Annotated in this window: 15 protein-coding genes; 9 read left to right on the top strand and 6 right to left on the bottom strand. The window is 73.2% G+C overall.

The features are described from left to right. Nucleotides 1-73 precede the first annotated feature (73 nt). The 8 genes from mtrA (at nucleotide 74) to secA (ending at nucleotide 11,457) form a co-directional block, all read left to right on the top strand. Nucleotides 74-787: an MtrAB system response regulator MtrA gene (gene mtrA, locus ABD948_RS05955; protein WP_345263631.1), complete on the top strand. Its 714-nt coding sequence runs from the start codon at nucleotides 74-76 to the stop codon at nucleotides 785-787. A gap of 37 nt (nucleotides 788-824) precedes the next feature. Then, nucleotides 825-2,546 carry an MtrAB system histidine kinase MtrB gene (gene mtrB / locus ABD948_RS05960; protein ID WP_345263633.1) on the top strand — a complete coding sequence of 574 codons (1,722 nt, stop codon included), beginning with the start codon at nucleotides 825-827 and terminating at the stop codon, nucleotides 2,544-2,546. Continuing rightward, the gene (locus tag ABD948_RS05965) at nucleotides 2,543-4,321 is read left to right on the top strand and encodes an LpqB family beta-propeller domain-containing protein (RefSeq protein ID WP_345263635.1); all 1,779 of its coding nucleotides are present in this window, start codon (nucleotides 2,543-2,545) and stop codon (nucleotides 4,319-4,321) included. Before mtrB ends, ABD948_RS05965 begins: the two co-directional genes overlap by 4 nt. A 100-nt stretch (nucleotides 4,322-4,421) precedes the next feature. Then, nucleotides 4,422-5,120 (top strand): ComF family protein, encoded by a 699-nt coding sequence (locus ABD948_RS05970; RefSeq protein WP_345263637.1) that lies wholly within the window; start codon nucleotides 4,422-4,424, stop codon nucleotides 5,118-5,120. A 411-nt stretch (nucleotides 5,121-5,531) separates the two neighbouring features. Further along, nucleotides 5,532-6,158: a ribosome hibernation-promoting factor, HPF/YfiA family gene (gene hpf / locus ABD948_RS05975; RefSeq protein WP_345263639.1), complete on the top strand. Its 627-nt coding sequence runs from the start codon at nucleotides 5,532-5,534 to the stop codon at nucleotides 6,156-6,158. 88 nt (nucleotides 6,159-6,246) lie between these two features. After that, the gene (locus ABD948_RS05980; RefSeq protein ID WP_345263642.1) at nucleotides 6,247-6,930 is read left to right on the top strand and encodes a response regulator; all 684 of its coding nucleotides are present in this window, start codon (nucleotides 6,247-6,249) and stop codon (nucleotides 6,928-6,930) included. A 363-nt stretch (nucleotides 6,931-7,293) separates the two neighbouring features. Further along, nucleotides 7,294-8,529: a winged helix-turn-helix domain-containing protein gene (locus ABD948_RS05985; RefSeq protein WP_345263644.1), complete on the top strand. Its 1,236-nt coding sequence runs from the start codon at nucleotides 7,294-7,296 to the stop codon at nucleotides 8,527-8,529. Nucleotides 8,530-8,625: 96 nt separating this feature from the next. After that, the gene (gene secA, locus ABD948_RS05990; protein ID WP_345263646.1) at nucleotides 8,626-11,457 is read left to right on the top strand and encodes a preprotein translocase subunit SecA; all 2,832 of its coding nucleotides are present in this window, start codon (nucleotides 8,626-8,628) and stop codon (nucleotides 11,455-11,457) included. A 360-nt stretch (nucleotides 11,458-11,817) separates the two neighbouring features. Here the strand turns inward: secA and ABD948_RS05995 are convergent, their stop codons facing one another. Together ABD948_RS05995 and ABD948_RS06000 are read right to left on the bottom strand one after the other, a co-directional pair. Further along, complete coding sequence (locus ABD948_RS05995; protein WP_345263648.1) at nucleotides 11,818-12,333, bottom strand: Rv3235 family protein; 516 nt, start codon at nucleotides 12,331-12,333, stop codon at nucleotides 11,818-11,820. Then, nucleotides 12,330-13,121, bottom strand: coding sequence for a LysM peptidoglycan-binding domain-containing protein (locus ABD948_RS06000; protein ID WP_345263650.1), 792 nt, complete (start codon nucleotides 13,119-13,121; stop codon nucleotides 12,330-12,332). The genes ABD948_RS05995 and ABD948_RS06000 overlap by 4 nt, the downstream gene beginning before the upstream one ends. Nucleotides 13,122-13,251: 130 nt before the next feature. Here ABD948_RS06000 and ABD948_RS06005 point away from each other — a divergent pair, with 130 nt between their 5' ends. Next, nucleotides 13,252-13,797 (top strand): hypothetical protein, encoded by a 546-nt coding sequence (locus ABD948_RS06005; RefSeq protein WP_345263652.1) that lies wholly within the window; start codon nucleotides 13,252-13,254, stop codon nucleotides 13,795-13,797. A gap of 59 nt (nucleotides 13,798-13,856) precedes the next feature. On the opposite strand, the gene ABD948_RS06010 is transcribed toward ABD948_RS06005, so the two are convergent. From ABD948_RS06010 to ABD948_RS06025, 4 genes are all read right to left on the bottom strand, one after another. Further along, a complete protein-coding gene (locus ABD948_RS06010; RefSeq protein ID WP_345263654.1) occupies nucleotides 13,857-14,198 on the bottom strand; it encodes a sec-independent translocase in 342 nt (113 codons plus the stop codon). Between the two features lie 72 nt (nucleotides 14,199-14,270). Next, entirely contained in the window at nucleotides 14,271-15,440 is a 1,170-nt protein-coding gene (locus tag ABD948_RS06015) for an Mrp/NBP35 family ATP-binding protein (protein WP_345263656.1), read from the bottom strand. An 11-nt stretch (nucleotides 15,441-15,451) separates the two neighbouring features. Beyond that, entirely contained in the window at nucleotides 15,452-16,054 is a 603-nt protein-coding gene (locus ABD948_RS06020; protein WP_345263658.1) for a DUF1003 domain-containing protein, read from the bottom strand. Beyond that, nucleotides 16,047-17,318 carry a magnesium transporter MgtE N-terminal domain-containing protein gene (locus ABD948_RS06025; protein WP_345263660.1) on the bottom strand — a complete coding sequence of 424 codons (1,272 nt, stop codon included), beginning with the start codon at nucleotides 17,316-17,318 and terminating at the stop codon, nucleotides 16,047-16,049. Before ABD948_RS06025 ends, ABD948_RS06020 begins: the two co-directional genes overlap by 8 nt. Nucleotides 17,319-17,355 lie beyond the last annotated feature (37 nt).

Below are 17,355 nucleotides of genomic sequence, written 5' to 3' on the forward strand. Positions count from 1 at the left end.
CCGCGCGGCGTCAAGGGACGGGCGACCGCGCGCACGAGCAGGACCGGACTCCGGGGGTGGCACTATGGAGATCATGAGCCAGAGCACCGACCACGCCGCGAACCTCGCGACGAAGGGCCGGGTGCTGGTGGTCGACGACGATGCCGCGCTGGCCGAGATGCTGACGATCGTCCTGCGCCAGGAGGGTTTCGACTCCCGGATGTGCGTGCGCGGCGACGAGGCGCTGGAGGTCTTCCGCGACTACCGGCCCGACGTCGTCCTGCTCGACGTGATGCTGCCCGGCAAGGACGGCATCGACGTGTGCAAGGAGATCCGGGCCACCTCGGGCGTGCCGATCGTGATGCTGACCGCCAAGGGCGACACCGTCGACGTCGTGGTGGGCCTGGAGTCCGGCGCCGACGACTACGTCGTCAAGCCCTTCAAGCCCAAGGAGCTCGTGGCGCGGATCCGGGCCCGGGTGCGCCGCAACGACACGGCCGAGCCGGAGTCCCTCACCATCGGGGACCTGGCCATCGACGTGCCCGGCCACGCGGTGAGCCGCAACGGCACGCCGATCAGCCTCACGCCGCTGGAGTTCGACCTGCTGCTGTGCCTGGCGCGCACGCCGTGGCAGGTCTTCAGCCGCGAGACCCTGCTCGAGCAGGTGTGGGGCTACCGGCACGCCGCGGACACCCGCCTGGTCAACGTGCACGTCCAGCGGCTGCGCTCCAAGGTCGAGCACGACCCCGAGCACCCCGAGATCGTCGTCACCGTGCGCGGTGTCGGGTACAAGGCCGGCGTCTCGTGACGTCCGGACGCTGACGGCCCGGGCGGCCGAGCGAACCATGGCCTCCCTGCGCCCCCTGCGCCTGCCCCGGCTGCCGCGACGCGACCCCGCGCGCCCCTCCCGGCGCTCGCAGGGGATCTCGCGCGTCGTACCCGCCGGGGTGCGGCGGGCCTTCACCTTCTGGCGCCGCTCGATCCAGGCGCGCGTCGCCACCAGCACCGTGCTGCTCTCGGCCGTGGTGATCGCCGGCGTCGGCTGGCTGCTCACCGAGCAGACCCGCGACGGTCTGCTGCAGAACCGGGCCGAGGTGGTGGTCGCCGAGGCGATCAGCGAGACCAACCAGGCCACGGACCGGCTCGCCGCCGCGGAGGGCACCGAGTTCGACGCCGTCAGCCAGCAGGCCGAGCTGGCCCGCCCCATCATCCGCGCCGGCGAGGCGCGCGACTTCGGGGTGCTGCTGGGCGGTCCGGTCGGAAGCGGCACCCGCCTGGCCGACGGTGGCGCCGAGCGCACCGCCAACCTCGAGACCGCCTCCGTGCCGGAGTCGCTGGAGGCGCGCTTCGACGAGGTGGCCACGACCGCCTGGACGTTCAGCGAGGTCGTCCGCTCGGACCCCGAGACCGGCGAGACCACCCGCGAGCCCGGGATCGTCGTCGGCTCCCAGGTGCAGCTGCCGGCCGACGGCAACGTCTACACGCTCTACTACGTCTTCCCGCTCGAGGAGCAGCAGGAGACCCTCGCGCTGGTCACCCGCGCGCTGGCCACCGGCGCGGTCGTGCTGCTGGTGCTGGTCGCCGCGATCACCTGGCTGGTCACCCGGCAGGTCGTCACCCCCATCCGGATGGCCCGCCGCGTCGCCGAGCGGCTGGCCGCCGGCCGGCTGCAGGAGCGGCTGCGCGTGCGCGGCGAGGACGACCTGGCCCGGCTGGCGATCTCGTTCAACCAGATGGCGGCCAACCTGCAGAAGCAGATCCGCCAGCTGGAGGAGCTCAGCCGGGTCCAGCAGCAGTTCGCCTCCGACGTCTCCCACGAGCTGCGCACGCCGCTCACCACGGTCCGGATGGCCGGCGACGTGCTGCACGACGCCCGGGCGGACTTCGACCCCGTCACGGCGCGCTCCGCCGAGCTGCTGCAGACCGAGCTGGACCGGTTCGAGACGCTGCTGGAGGACCTGCTGGAGATCAGTCGGTTCGACGCCGGCGCCGCCGTCCTGGACCTCGAGGACATCAACCTCGCCGACGTCGCCCACCGGGTCGTGCACACGACCCGCACCCTGGCCGAGCGTCGCGGGGTCGACGTCCGGGTGCTGCTGCCCGAGGGGCCCACGGCCCGGCCGTGCGTGGCCGAGGTCGACGCCCGGCGGGTGGAGCGCGTGGTGCGCAACCTGGTCACCAACGCCATCGACCACGCCGGTCCGGACGGCCAGGTGCTGGTGCGCCTGGGCTGCGACGGCGACGCCGCCGCCGTCGCGGTGCGCGACTTCGGGGTGGGGCTGGCGCCCGGGGAGTCCGCGCTGGTCTTCAACCGCTTCTGGCGCGGCGACCCCGCGCGCGCCCGCACCAGCGGCGGCACCGGCCTGGGCCTCTCGATCTCGCTGGAGGACACCCGGTTGCACGGCGGGTGGCTGCAGGCCTGGGGCCGACCGGGCGAGGGATCGCAGTTCCGGCTCACCCTGCCGCGCCACGCCGGCGACACCCTGCGCTCCAGCCCGCTCTCGCTCGTGCCGGACGACGCCGCCCGCCGTCCCGGGCCCGACCGCCGGGGGGTGGGTGCCCGGTGAGCGCACGGCTGCGTCGTCGTCGGGCCCCGCGGGCGCTGCTCGTGGCGCTCGTCGGCGCGCTCGCCCTGCTGGGTGCGGGCTGCACCGGCATGCCCACCAGCGGGCCCGTCGTGGAGACCCGGGCCGACCCCGAGGTCGACCAGGCCCGGCCGATGGGCATCGACGCCGCGCCCCCCGAGCCCGGAGCCTCACCGGCCGAGGTGGCGAACGGGTTCCTGGACGCCATGAAGGCGTGGCCGCAGAACTTCGAGGTGGCCCGGCAGTACCTGGCGCAGGAGGACCAGGCCTCCTGGAACCCCGACCAGGCGACGATCGTCTACGCCGACCGCGGCCCGATCCTCACCGACGCCGGTCCCCAGGGGTCGGTGGGGCTGCGGCTCGTGGACGCCGCCCGGATCGACGCGACCGGGGCCTGGCAGGGCGACCTGCCGGCCTCGGCCGAGACCCTGCGCCTGCGGCTGGTGGAGGAGGACGGCGAGTACCGCATCGCCGACCCTCCCGACCAGCACGTGGTGCCCACCGACTGGTTCGCCGAGCGCTTCCGGCAGGCCAACCTGTACTTCTTCGACCCCACCTCGCGGATCCTGGTGCCGGAGCCGGTCTACGTGCCGGTGGGGGAGCAGCTGGCCAGCACGCTGGTGCAGCGGCTGATCGCCGGGCCGGTGGTGCCCGACGTCACGACCACCGCCTTCCCCTCCGGTCTCCAGGTCGAGCTCTCGGTGCCGGTCTCCGACGACGGCGTCGCCGACATCCGGCTGGAGGGCGCACCGGCCCCGCGCTCCCAGGACGTCGTCGACCGGATGCTCGCCCAGCTCGCCTGGACCCTCGGGCAGGAGGGCATCACCGCGGTGCGGCTCAACATCGCCGGGGAGGAGATCCGGGCCTCGGGCGCTCCGACCTCCTCCGACGGCGCCTACGACGTCGACCGGGCTCCGCAGGTCGACCCCGCCGGGGCCAACGCCAGCACGGCGCTCTTCGGCCTCGCGAGCGGACGCTTGGTCAGCGGCACCGTCGAGGGTGCGCTCACCCCGGTCTCGGGCCCCTTCGGCACGCGCCCCTCGGGCCTGCGCGCCGTCAGCGTCGACCCCGACGGGGAGACGGCGGCCGGCGTCTCCCTCGACGGCACGCGGGTGCTCGTGGCCCCGGTCGCGGAGCCGCTGGCCGAGGAGCCCGTCGAGCCCGTCGAGGTGGCCAGCGGCACCGACCTGCTGCCGCCCGCGTGGGACTTCGACGGACGCATCTGGCTGGTCGACAGGACCGGGGCAGGGGTCGAGGTCTCGTACGTCAGTCGCGGTGCGCAGCGCGTCGTCGAGGTGCCCGGCGTCACCGGGCAGCAGGTCTCGGCGTTCACCGTCTCGCGCGACGGCACCCGCTTCGTGGCAGTGGTCCGGGGCGCGGACGGCGACGAGGTCCGGGTCGGCCGGGTGGTGCTGCGCGACGCCCGGGCCATCGCGCGCGTGCTGCCGGCCACCTCGATCGAGACCGAGACCGGTCAGGGCCGCATCGTGGACCTCACCTGGACCTCCACCACGACCCTCGCGGCGCTGACCCCGGTCGTCCTGCGCGAGCGCTACGAGGTGCGCAGCCTCGGCGTCGACGGCGCCCCGACGGTCTCCGACACCACCTCGGTCAACGGCGCGGTGCTCGGGCTGGTGGGCACGCCGGTGCCCGACCAGTCCGTCTACGCCGCCACCGCCGCCAGCCTCTTCGACCTCACCACCTTGACCTCACGGGTCTTCGAGGGCCCGATCATCTCGCTGGACTACGCCGGCTGAGCACCTGCCGCGCACCTGCTGGGCACCGGCTCACCGCGGCTCCTCCACAGATCGCGCGGAGCAGGTTGACCGCGCCCCGGGCCGGTGGTGGCATCACCGCGTGCTCCGCGACGCCGCCCTCGACCTGTTGCTCGGCGGCTCGTGCGTGGGCTGCGAGGAGCCCGGCCGGCTGCTGTGCGGCTCCTGCCGTGGCCTGCTCCCGAGCACGCCGCTGGCGGTGAGCCTCCCCGGCTGGCCGCATCCCGTCCCGGTGCGGGCGGCCGGGCCCTACCGCGGCACCGTGCGGGCCCTGGTGGTCGGCCACAAGGAGCGCGGGCTGCACGCGCTGCGAGCGCCGCTGGCCGCCCTGCTGGCCGGCGCCGTCGCCGCGGCCCGGCCCGCGGGCGTCGCCGGGTCGGTCCTGGTGCTCGTGCCGGTGCCCTCGCGTCGCTCCTCGGTGCGCGCCCGCGGTCACGACCCCACGCTGGCGATGACCCGCGGCGCGGCCCGCTCGCTCGCGGGCTCCGGGCCGAGCACGGTGCTCGTCGCGCCGCTGCTGGTGCAGCGACCCGGCGTGCTCGACCAAGGAGGTCTGGACCGCGTCGCCCGCGCCCGCAACCTCGAGGGGGCGCTGGCGTGCCCGGCGGCCGGGGTGCGTCGCCTGGCCCGCCGGGTGGGCGCGGCGCGGGTGGTGGTGTGCGACGACGTCGTGACGACGGGCGCCACCGCGGCCGAGGCGGTGCGGGCGCTGCGTGCCGCGGGCGTCGTCGTCGCCGGGGTGGCGGCGGTCGCGGCGACGCCGCACCCGAGAGTCTCCTGAAAGTTCGGGGGACCTCCTTCCCCGCCCGCGGGCCACCCACTAACGTCACTGCATGGAGTCCGCCCGGGTCCGTGGTTGCGCCGTCGGTGCCTCCGCGCCCGCACGGCAAGCCGATGCCAGTCGCAGGCGAAACGGTCCACGTAAGTCCCCCCGGGGACGATCACGGTGCGGCTTAGAGGTAAGTCCTGCCTCGCCCCGCGCGTCAGATGCGCGCGCCGGCGGGAGAAGGCGGGTAGTGGCACTCAAGCTGCGAGAGCCTCAGCAGGCGGTTGTGGGGTCGAAGACCAGGTCGGCCGGGCGGGCTCCATCCACGCACGCCCCCCTCCCTCACCATCCGAGGGCAGGTGGGGCCTGACCGAGCCCGCCCCACCGGGCCGGTCCGACCAACCCAATCAAGCGGGAGGTTTTCGCATGGAAGTTGTGGTCACCGGACGTCATTGCGAGGTCACGGATCGGTTCCGTGAGCACTGCGCCGAGAAGCTCGCCAAGCTGGAGAAGCACGATCACCGCATCATGCGGGTGCACGTCGAGATGGAGTGCGAGGCCAACCCGCGACAGCACGACCAGTCCGTGCACATCGAGCTGACCGCCTTCTCCAAGGGTCCGGTGATCCGCGCCGAGGCCGCCGCCGACCACCAGATGGGGGCGCTGGACCTGGCGCTGGACAAGATGGCCGCGCAGATGCGCAAGGCCGCGGACCGGCGTCGTGTCCACCGGGGCCGTCACGCCCCGGTCTCGGTCGGCCAGGCGCTGGCGAGCATGCCGACCGTCGAGCCCGCGACCGAGCAGGTCGACGAGGACGGGGTCGCCCACCACCGGGTCGGCCCCATCGAGGTCACCGGCGACGGGCCGCTGGTGGTGCGGGAGAAGAGCCACCCCGCCGCGGCGATGACGCTGGACCAGGCGCTCTACGAGATGGAGCTCGTCGGCCACGACTTCTACCTCTTCGTCGACAAGGAGAGCGAGCGACCCTCGGTGGTCTACCGCCGCAAGGGCTACGACTACGGCGTGATCTCCCTCGACCTCGGGGAGGACTGACCGGCCCCGCGCCGCTGGCGCACCGCCACGACCCCGTCTGGGCCCGGACCGTCCTGCGGTCCGGGCCCAGCCGTGTCATGATGCAGACGTGGCAAACGGCACAGGCGGTTCCGGGACCGAACCCATCCGGGTGCTCGTGGTCGACGACCAGGAGCTCTTCCGGCGGGGACTCACGATGCTGCTCGCTGCCGAGGAGGGCATCGAGGTCGTGGGGGAGGCCGGCGACGGCGTCGAGGGCACCGACCTCGCGGCCAGCGCCGCCCCTGACATCGTGCTGCTCGACATCCGGATGCCCAAGCGCACCGGCATCGACGCCTGCCTGGCGATCAAGGAGTCCGTCCCCTCGGCCAAGATCATCATGCTCACCGTCTCCGACGAGGAGGCCGACCTCTACGAGGCCGTCAAGAGCGGCGCCTCGGGCTACCTGCTCAAGGACTCCTCCATCGAGGAGGTCGCCCAGGCCATCCGCGTGGTGGCCGAGGGCCAGTCGCTGATCAGCCCCTCGATGGCGGTCAAGCTGATCGACGAGTTCAAGCAGCTCTCCCGCCCCGAGCGCGAGCCCGGCGCCTCCTTCCGCCTCACCGAGCGCGAGCTCGACGTCCTCAAGCTGGTGGCCCGCGGCCACAACAACCGCGCCATCGCCGCGGAGCTGTTCATCAGCGAGAACACCGTCAAGAACCACGTGCGCAACATCCTGGAGAAGCTGCAGCTGCACTCGCGCATGGAGGCGGTCATGTTCGCCGTCCGCGAGAAGCTGCTGGAGCTCCCCTGACCTGAGGGGAGCAGGCCGAGCCTGCGAGGCCTGCCCCCCCGCAGGTCAGGCCCAGGAGCGAAGGTCGAGGAGCGCTCGGCTCGCGCGCGACGAAGGAGCGCGGGAGCGACCCGTCTCGAGACCGTCGGGCTCACGGGCAGGGCGTCGGTGGGGTCGGCGCTTCGGGCCGGTGTGTGGCCCGCGCCGGTAGCACGGCCGGTCTCACCGTCAAGGACGTCGCTGCGCTCCGCCGCTGCGGGGTCGGCTCCGCCGATCCGTCGACGGCGAGAGTCGGTCGGCTACGCGGCGCGGGCCACGCCGACCACGAGACACCAGCCCCCCACCCGGCTGGCACCTGTCGGCGCCGGATGGTCGAATCGCCCCGTGAGCCGACCGGAGACCCTCTCGCGCGCCCAGGCCCGTCGGGTGGCGTTGGCGGCGCAGGGGTTCTGCGACCCGCCGCACACCGTGCCGACCCTGCGCACCCTGCAGCGCACCGTAGAGCGCACCGGGGTGCTGCAGGTCGACTCGGTGAACGTGCTGCAGCGGGCCCACTACATGCCGCTGTACGCGCGGATGGGCCCCTACGAGACCAGCCTGCTGCCTCGCGCCGCCGAGCGCCCGCCCCGCAGGCTGGTGGAGTACTGGGCGCACGTGCAGGCGTTGATGCCGGTGGAGCTGTGGCCGGTGATGGCGCACCGGATGGCCGACTACCGCGAGCGGCGCGGCAAGTGGGGCGGCGGTGACGACCCGGCGCTCGCCGCCCGGCTGCTGGCCGAGGTCACGGCGCGGGGCGCCAGCACCGCCCGCGACCTCGACGACGGCGCGCCCAAGGAGTCGGGCCACTGGGGCTGGAACTGGTCGCAGGCGCGGCGCGGGCTGGACTACCTCTACTCCTCGGGACAGCTGGCCATCGCCGGTCGCACCCGCTCCTTCGAGGTGGTCTACGACCTGCCCGAGCGCGTGCTGCCCGCCGCGGTGCTGGCACAGCCGACACCCACCCGCGTCGAGGCCGACGTCGAGCTGGTGCGCCGCGCCGCGGCCTCGCACGGCGTCGCCTCGGTGCGCTGCCTGGCCGACTACTACCGGATGGGCACCCGGCCCACGGCGGCCGCCGTCGAGGTCCTGGTGGAGACCGGGGAGCTGACGCCCGTGCGGGTCGAGGGGTGGGCGCGACCCGCCTACCTGCACCACGCCGCGCGGCTGCCGCGCCGCGTGCCCGCGCGCACGGTGCTGAGTCCCTTCGACCCGGTCGTGTGGCTGCGCGAGCGCACCGAGGCGCTCTTCGACTTCCACTACCGCATCGAGATCTACGTGCCCGCCCACCGGCGCGTGCACGGGTACTACGTGCTGCCCTTCCTGCTCGGCGACCGGCTGGTGGCCCGCGTCGACCTCAAGGCCGACCGGACCACCGGGCTGCTGCTGGTGCCGGGGGCCTTCGCCGAGCCCACGGCGACCGAGACCTCGCCGGGCGAGAGCGTGCTGCACCTGGCGGCCGAGCTGCGCCGCCTGGCCGGCTGGCTCGGGCTCCACGACGTCGTCGTCGGCGACCGCGGGGACCTCGCCGCGCCGCTCGCCGTGGCGCTGCGCGCCGGCGCGCAGACCCTGCCTCCACCGTGATCCCGCTCCCATTCGGGCAGGCCGCGACCGCTGGGTAGAGTGGCGGCGGCCGTACGCCGACGCTGCAGCCAACCCACCGCAAGGAGTCACCCCGCCGTGCCCGCCATCATCGACAAGCTCCTCCGCATCGGAGAGGGCAAGATCCTGCGTCAGCTCGAGACGGTCGCCAAGGCCGTCAACGCGATCGAGGACGACTTCGTCGCCATGAGCGACGAGGAGCTGCAGGGCATGACCGTGGAGTTCCGTCGTCGCCTGGCCGAGGGCGAGACCCTCGACGACCTCATGCCGGAGGCGTTCGCCACGGTGCGCGAGGCCGCCAACCGGGTCATCGGCCAGCGGCACTACGACGTGCAGATCATGGGCGGCGCGGCGCTGCACATGGGCAACATCGCCGAGATGAAGACCGGTGAGGGCAAGACGCTGGTCGCCACCCTCCCGGCCTACCTCAACGCGCTCGAGGGCAAGGGCGTCCACGTCGTCACGGTCAACGACTACCTGGCCAAGTACCACGCGGAGTGGATGGGCCGCGTGCACCACTTCCTCGGGCTCACGACCGGCGTGATCCTGCCGCAGATGCGGCCCGCGGCGCGGCGCGAGGCCTACGCCTGCGACATCACCTACGGCACCAACAACGAGCTCGGCTTCGACTACCTGCGCGACAACATGGCGGGCTCGGTCGAGGAGTGCGTGCAGCGCGGCCACAACTTCTCCGTCGTCGACGAGGTCGACTCGATCCTCATCGACGAGGCGCGCACGCCGCTGATCATCAGCGGACCCACCCAGGACGAGGTGAAGTGGTACGGCGAGTTCTCCAAGATCGCCAAGACCCTGGTGCGCGACGAGGACTACGAGGTCGACGAGAAGAAGCGCACCATCTCGGTGCTCGGCCCCGGCATCACCAAGGTCGAGGACCACCTCGGCATCGAGAACCTCTACGAGTCGGCCAACACCCCGCTGATCTCGTTCCTCAACAACTCCATCAAGGCCAAGGAGCTGTTCCGCAACGACAAGGAGTACGTCGTCATCGACGGCGAGGTGCTCATCGTCGACGAGCACACCGGCCGCATGCTCGCCGGGCGCCGCTACAACGACGGCCTGCACCAGGCGATCGAGGCCAAGGAGGGCGTCACGGTCCGCGAGGAGTACCAGACCCTCGCCACGGTCACGCTGCAGAACTACTTCCGCCTCTACGACAAGCTCTCCGGCATGACCGGCACGGCCATGACCGAGGCCAGCGAGTTCGACAAGATCTACAGCCTCGGCGTCGTCCCGATCCCGACCAACCGCCCGATGCAGCGCATCGACCAGCCCGACCTCGTGTACCGCACCGAGGAGGCCAAGTACGACGCCGTCGTCGAGGACATCGTCGACCGGCACAAGAAGGGGCAGCCGGTGCTCGTGGGCACCGTGTCGGTCGAGAAGTCCGAGTACCTCTCCACCGCCCTGCGCAAGCACGGCGTCCCCCACTCGGTGCTCAACGCCAAGGTGCACGCCGACGAGGCCAAGATCGTCGCGATGGCCGGCCACAAGGGCGCCGTCACCGTGGCCACCAACATGGCCGGTCGCGGCACCGACATCATGCTCGGCGGCTCGGTGGAGTTCCTCGCCGACGAGGCGCTGCGCAAGAAGGGCCTGCAGCCCACCGGTGAGACCGCCGACGAGTACGAGGCCGCCTGGCCCGGCATGCTCGAGGAGATCAAGGCGCAGGTCGCGGCCGAGCACGACGAGGTGCGTGAGCTCGGCGGCCTCTACGTCGTCGGCACCGAGCGCCACGAGTCGCGCCGCATCGACAACCAGCTGCGCGGCCGCTCGGGCCGTCAGGGTGACCCCGGCGAGTCGCGGTTCTACCTCTCGCTGCAGGACGAGCTGATGCGGCTCTTCAAGTCCGAGTGGGTCGACCGCGTGCTGACCATGCTCAAGATCCCCGACGACGTGCCGATCGAGAACAAGCGCGTCACCAGCGCCATCGCCAACGCGCAGGGCCAGGTGGAGTCGCAGAACTTCGAGTCGCGCAAGAACGTGCTCAAGTACGACGACGTCATGGACCGCCAGCGCAAGGTCATCTACGCCGAGCGCCGCGAGGTCCTCGAGGGCGCCGACCTCGCCGACCAGGTCCGCACCTTCATCGACGACGTCGTCACCGGCACCGTGATCGGGTCGCTCGACGAGTTCGCGGAGGAGTGGGACCTCGAGCAGCTGTGGACCGACCTCGGCCAGATCTGGCCCATCTCGGTCGACCACCGCGAGCTCGAGGAGAAGGCCGGCGGGCGCGCCGAGCTGCAGCGCGACGACCTGATCGCCCTGCTCAAGGAGGACGCGCACCGCGCCTACGACGAGCGCGAGGAGGAGATCGGCGAGGAGGTCGCCCGCGAGCTCGAGCGCCGCGTCCTGCTCTCGGTGCTCGACCGCAAGTGGCGCGAGCACCTCTACGAGATGGACTACCTGCGCGAGGGCATCTACCTGCGTGCCTACTCCCAGCGCGACCCGCTCGTGGAGTACCAGCGCGAGGGCTACGACATGTTCACCGCCATGATGGACGGCATCAAGGAGGAGACGGTCGGCTTCCTGTTCAACCTGGAGGTCCAGGTCGAGGAGGACCAGGGCGAGCTCGAGCTGGAGGGCGAGGAGGACGAGGCGGAGGAGCCGCTGCGCCGCGAGCTGCCCTCCCAGGAGCAGCCCGACCACCAGCACACGCCGCAGATCCGGGCCAAGGGCCTGGAGACGCCGCGCACCCCGCAGAACCTCTCCTACTCCGCGCCCACCGAGGACGGCGACGTGGAGGTCGTCGGCGCCACGGCACCGGCGGAGGACGACGAGTTCTCCGACGTGGGACGCAACTCGCTGTGCCCCTGCGGCTCGGGCAAGAAGTACAAGCGCTGCCACGGCGCCCCCGGCGGGCCCACCGGCCTCGCCGCCCGCATCGGCTGACGCCGCACGAATCGCTGGTCGAGCAGGACCGCACCACACCGCTGGTCGAGTAGACCCACGAACACCACTGGTCGAGTGGGCCCGCGAACACCGCTGGTCGAGTAGCGCCGCCCCGAGCTTGCGAGGGGCGGCGCGTACCGAGACCCGGTGAGCCAGGCGCCCTCCGGTGAGCGGGCAGGGTTCGGCTCGCTCTCCGCGGGTTCGTTCCTCACCCGCGGGTCGCTCGCCTCGCGCACGTTCGGTGAGCCAGCGGGTCTCGACGCGCTCCTCGCGGGTTCGCGGGCTCACACGCGCTCCGCGCGGGTTCGCGGGCTCACACGCGGTCGCTTGCTCGACCACCGATGAGTTCGGGTTCGTTCCTCACCCGAACTCGAGCGCGGTGGCGACCCAGCGGTGCTGGCGCAGCTCGAAGCGTGCGGCGAGGGCACGGGAGCGCTCGCCGTGGCGCACGTGCACGCTGGCCTCGGCGACGTCGGCCGCCAGGAAGCACAGGCGCACGCTGTGGACGCGCGGGCGCACCGCCATCACGCGGCCCAGTCCCGGGCGGTGGCAGCCGGCGCGCGCCACCAGCAGCGCGCGGCGGTGCAGGTCGGCGTAGGTGTCTCGATCGGTGTGGCGCACCAGCTGCTCGGCGGGCCGGTCGCCGCCGGCGATCTCGACGGCCGCCTGCGCGAAGCGCACCACCCAGTCGTGCAGGCCCCGGTGGCGGCGGGGGTCGAGCGGCACCACCTCGGCGGTCGGCGGCTCGAGCAGGGGCTCCAGCTCCAGGGCCAGGGTGCCCTGCACCGGGGCCACGGCCACGGGACGGCGGGGCAGCTGCACGACCCGGGAGGAGCGCGGGTGCGGTGCCAGGGTGGTCGGGCTGCTGGTGGTCATCGGTGGTCCTCTCGCGGGTGGTCGGTGGTGCTCTCCACGGGCGGCAGCAGCAGCCGCTGCCCGGGGGTGATCAGGTCGGGGTCCGCGCCGAGGACGGCGCGGTTCGCCGCGTGCAGCCGCGGCCAGTAGGCCGCCACGGCCGCTGCGTGCGCCGGGGCAGGGACTGCGGAGCGGGCGATCGTCCACAACGACTCGCCCGGTGCGACGACGTGATGGCGTCCTCCCGGCTCGCGCCCCGGGTCGGCCACGTGAGGGGGCGGCTCGCGGTCGGGGGGTGCGGTCACCGGACCCGGGGACCCGCTCGTGAGGAGCAGGCCGCCGACGAGGTCGGTGACCGAGCCGGCCTGCGCTCGTTCGGGCAGGGGCAGCCCGTGCAGTCCGGGGAGACGATCCTGGCCCCCGGTGGCCGCGGGCCCCGGGGCGGGGTCCGCGGCGTGGGCGCCCGCGGGGATGCCGGCCACCACCGCAGCGCCGCACGCGGCCAGGACCAGCCGTCGGCTCCAGGCGGGGACGCCGGCCCCGGAGGCGGTGGGCGCACCTCGCAGCGCCTCCAGGACGACGACGCTGGTCACGTACCCGGCCCACCCGGCGCACCCCGCCAGCGCGGCGGCGGCCACCCAGGCGAGCCACCGGGCGAAGGGCTGGGCGTCGGCCGGGCCCGTGCCGAGGAGGTGGTGCCCGGCGTCGCGCAGGTCGGGGAGCACCCAGGCCACCACGGCGACGACGGCGGCCAACGCCGCCAGCCAGACGGCCAGGCACCGCGTCCGGGTGGGCGGGGAGTGGTGCACGGCTACCTCGCTGGGGTCTCAGAACCTTGTGTTTGACGTAGTTTGCTTCTGTTGGAAGCAGTCAAGATCGATTCGATACCGATGTCAACGCTCTCTCCACAGTGGTGCCGACGTCTGGCAGGCTGGCGCCATGGCGTGGGAGGAGCAGCTGTTCGCGCTCTTCGAGGACCTCGAGCAGCAGGCCGAGGCGCTGGCCGACGCGGCGCGCGCGCCCGACCTGCTCGACCGCGGGCGCGCGGAGTACCAGCAGGTCAGCCTCGCGAGCCGCCTGGTGGCCTCGCTGGAGCTCCCGCTGCTGCTGGAGGTCGAGGGCGTGGGGCCGCTGCGCGGGCGCCTGGAGCGGGTGGGCACCGGCTGGTGCCTGCTGAGCGGTGACGGCGGGAGCGCCCAGGACTGGATCGTCTCGCTCGCGGCCGTGACGGGTGCGACGGGTGTCTCCGAGCGCTCCGTGCCGGAGGTGGCGTGGTCGCCGCTCACGCGGCTGACCCTGGGCTCGGCGCTGCGCCGGTTGGCGGAGGCGGGGGAGCGCTGCGTGCTGCACCGCCGTGACGGGTCACGCCTCGAGGGGGTCCTGCGTCGGGTCGGCGCGGACTTCGCCGAGCTGCGCGAGCCGTCGGGGCGGCTGGTGCTGGTGGCGTTCGCGGCGATCGCGGCCGCCCAGGGCGAGGACGCGTGATGCCGCGACCGGGGTGAGCCCGGGATCAGGTGGCGCCCGGGATCAGGTGGCGCCCGGGATCAGGTGGCGTCCGGGTCGTACGGCGGCAGCTCGCCGTCGCCCAGCGGCGCACGGCCGGGTCGCGCCTTGGCCTTCTCGGCCTCCTCGCCGGCGTCCTCCATGGCCTCCACGATGTGGCGGCGCACGATCGAGCGGGGGTCGAGGTCGCGCAGCTCGAGGTCCTTGTACTCCTCGCCCAGCTCGGTGCGCAGCTCGTCGCGCGCCGAGTTGGCGAAGTCGCGGGCCTTGCGCAGCATCGCGCCGGCCTGCTTGGCCAGCTCGGGGAGCTTGTCGGGGCCGAAGACGACGATCGCCACGACGGCGATGACGACCAGCTCAGCGAAGCCGATGTCCCCGATCACGACAGTGAACCTAGCGGGTGACCGGCTGGGGTGACCTGCACGGCCCGCACTTCGGCCCGGTCGGGGCCGGCGTCAGAGCCGGTTGGCCGGGGTGAGGCCCAGCTGCATGCCGGCCAGGCCGCGCCCGCGACCGGCGAGCGTGTTGGCCACCTCGTGCAGCACCCGCGCGGCCGGTGCGGTGGGGTCGGACTCCACGATCGGCTTGCCGGCGTCACCGCCCTCGCGCAGCGAGGGGTCGAGCGGCACCTGGCCGAGCAGCGGCACGTCGTAGCCGAACCGCGCCGAGAGGGTCGAGGCGACCCGCTCGCCGCCTCCGGAGCCGAAGACCTCCAGGCGCTGCTCGGAGCCGTCGGGGTTGGTGTGCAGCAGGTAGCTCATGTTCTCGACCACGCCGACCACGCGCTGGTGCATCATCGAGGCCATGGTGCCGGCGCGCTCGGCGACCTCGGCGGCGGCCTCCTGCGGCGTCGTGACGACGACGACCTCCGCACCGGGCAGGTGCTGGCCCAGCGAGATGGCGACGTCGCCGGTGCCCGGCGGCAGGTCGAGCAGCAGGACGTCGAGGTCGCCCCAGAACACGTCGGCGAGCATCTGCACGAGGGCGCGGTCGAGCATGGGGCCGCGCCAGGCGACCACCTGGTCGCGGCGGGGCTTGAGCATGCCGATGGAGATCACCGAGACGCCGCTGGCGGTGGGGACGGGCATGATCAGGTCGTCGACCTGGGTGGGGCGCGAGTCGGCGACGCCGAGCATGGCCGGCACCGAGTGGCCGTAGATGTCGGCGTCGACGATGCCCACGCGCAGCCCCTGGCCGGCCATCGACAGCGCGAGGTTGACCGTCACCGAGGACTTGCCGACGCCGCCCTTGCCGCTGGCGATCGCGTAGACCTTGGTGAGCGACCCGGGCTGGGCGAAGGGGATCTCGCGCTCGGCCTTGCCGCCCGCGAGCACCTCCTTGAGGCCGGCCCGCTGCTCGGCGGTCATCACCCCGAGCTGCAGCTCGACACCGGTGACGCCCTCGACCTTGGTCACCGCGGCGGTGACGTCGCGGTTGATGGTGTCCTTGAGCGGGCAGCCCGCCACGGTGAGCAGCACGGTGAGGTGCACGACCCCGGCCTCGTCGATCTCGACGGTGTCGACCATGCCGAGCTCGGTGATCGGGCGCTTGATCTCCGGGTCGTTGACGGTCGCGAGGGCCGCCTGGACCTGCTCCACGGTGGGCTGGGTGCCGGGGGTGCTCATGGTCACCCAGTCTAGGTCGCGGCGGTGGGGTGCTCCCCATCGTCGGCCGAGGGGGCCCCGTGAGACTCCCCACGCCGCTCGGCCCGCTCCAGGCGGTCCTCGATGCGGTCGTCGAGGTCGCTGAGCAGCGCGCGCAGCTCCGAGCGCAGGTAGTCGCGGGTGGCCACCTCGCCCACCGACATGCGCAGCGAGGCCACCTCGCGGGCGAGGAACTCCATGTCGGCGTGCGCCCGCGCGTTGACCTGCCGGTCCTGCTCGGCGATGACCTTGTCGCGGGTCTCCTGCCGGTTCTGGGCCAGCAGGATGAGCGGCGCCGCGTAGGAGGCCTGCAGGCTGAGCATCAGGGTGAGGAAGATGAAGGGGAACTCGTCGAAGCGCAGCGCGGCGGGCGCCAGCACGTTCCACACGATCCACAGGGCCACGAACCCGGTCATGTAGAGCAGGAACGTGGCGGTGCCCATGAACCGCGCGAACTGCTCGGCGAAGACGCCGAAGCCCTCGCTGGAGACGCTCGGCACCCGGATCTGACGGCGCGAGGCCTGCGGGGTGTCGAGTCGGTTGCCCGGGGAGCGGCTGGTGAACCAGCGCTCGTCGGGATCCCTGCGCTCAGCCACGGCCCGCCTCCTCCCCGCGCCGCACGGCCCGGTCCCGCCAGTTGTCGGGGAGCAGGTGGTCGAGCAGGTCGTCCACCGTGACGGCGCCGAGCAGGTGCCCGGCCTCGTCGACGACGGGCGCGGCCACGAGGTTGTACATCGCGAGGTGGGCCGCCACCTCGTCCTTGGAGGCCTCGGGGCGCAGCACCTCGAATGAGGTGTCGAGCGCGCCGGCCACCAGCGTGGAGGGCGGCTCGCGCAGCAGCCGCTGGATGTGCGCGACGCCCAGCAGCTTGCCGGTCGGGGTCTCCAGCGGCTGGCGGCACACGTAGACCAGCGCCGCCAGCGACGGCGTCAGGTCGGGGTTGCGCACGTGGGCCAGCGCGTCGGCGATGGTGGCGTCGGGCCCCAGGATGACCGGCTCGGAGGTCATCATCGCGCCCGCGGTGTCCTCGACGTAGGCCATCAGGCGGCGCACGTCCTCGGCCTCGTCGGGCTCCATCAGGTGGAGCAGGATCTCCTGGGTCTCCGGGGGCAGGTCGGCCATCAGGTCCGCGGCGTCGTCGGGCGACATCTCCTCGAGCACGTCCGCGGCCCGCTCGGAGTCGAGGTTCTCCAGGATCGCCACCTGGTCCACCTCCGGCATCTCCTCGAGCACGTCGGCCAGGCGCTCGTCGTCGAGGGCGGCGGCGACGGCGGCCCGTCGGTCCAGGGGGAGGTCGTGCAGCATGTTGGCGGCGTCGGCGGGGCGCATCTCGTTGAGGGCCGCGGCCAGGTGGGTGGCGCCCTGCTCCTCCTCGCTGCGCGCCAGGCCGGCGACGTCGCGCCACTCCACGGTGTGGGTCTGGCCCCGGCGACGCAGACCCTTGCCGGGTTCCTGGACGGCGACGCGGCTGATCACCCAGTCGCGGTTGCGCGCCTGCTCCATGCCGACGTCGTAGACCGTGCCGTCGACCGACCCACCGCTGGTGCGCACGGTGACGCGCCGGTCGAGCATCTGCCCGATGACCAGGGTCTCGGTGGAGCGCTGCTCGAAGCGGCGCATGTTGAGCAGGCCGGTGGTGTAGACCTGACCGCTGTCGATGTTGGTGACCCGGGTCATCGGCACGAAGATCCGCCGGCGACCGAACACCTCCGCCACCAGGCCGAGGACCCGCGGCTGGCTGACGTCGTTGCGGATGGTGACCACGAGGTCGCGCACCTTGCCGACCTGGTCGCCCTGTGGGTCGAAGATCGGCAGCCCGACCAGTCGGGCCGCGTAGACGCGGGTGGGGGCGGTGCTCACGCGGCGAGGTTACCGGCGTCGGGCGACCGGCGTGCGC

The organism is Nocardioides nanhaiensis (genome assembly GCF_039542785.1).
Lineage (GTDB): Bacteria > Actinomycetota > Actinomycetes > Propionibacteriales > Nocardioidaceae > Nocardioides > Nocardioides nanhaiensis.

Coding starts and splice junctions, on each gene's coding strand:
- mtrA (WP_345263631.1), top strand. CDS start 74: ATGAGCCAGAGCACCGACCACGCCGCGAACCTCGCGACGAAGGGCCGG.
- mtrB (WP_345263633.1), top strand. CDS start 825: ATGGCCTCCCTGCGCCCCCTGCGCCTGCCCCGGCTGCCGCGACGCGAC.
- hpf (WP_345263639.1), top strand. CDS start 5,532: ATGGAAGTTGTGGTCACCGGACGTCATTGCGAGGTCACGGATCGGTTC.
- ABD948_RS05995 (WP_345263648.1), bottom strand. CDS start 12,333: ATGACCACCAGCAGCCCGACCACCCTGGCACCGCACCCGCGCTCCTCC.
- ABD948_RS06005 (WP_345263652.1), top strand. CDS start 13,252: ATGGCGTGGGAGGAGCAGCTGTTCGCGCTCTTCGAGGACCTCGAGCAG.
- ABD948_RS06015 (WP_345263656.1), bottom strand. CDS start 15,440: ATGAGCACCCCCGGCACCCAGCCCACCGTGGAGCAGGTCCAGGCGGCC.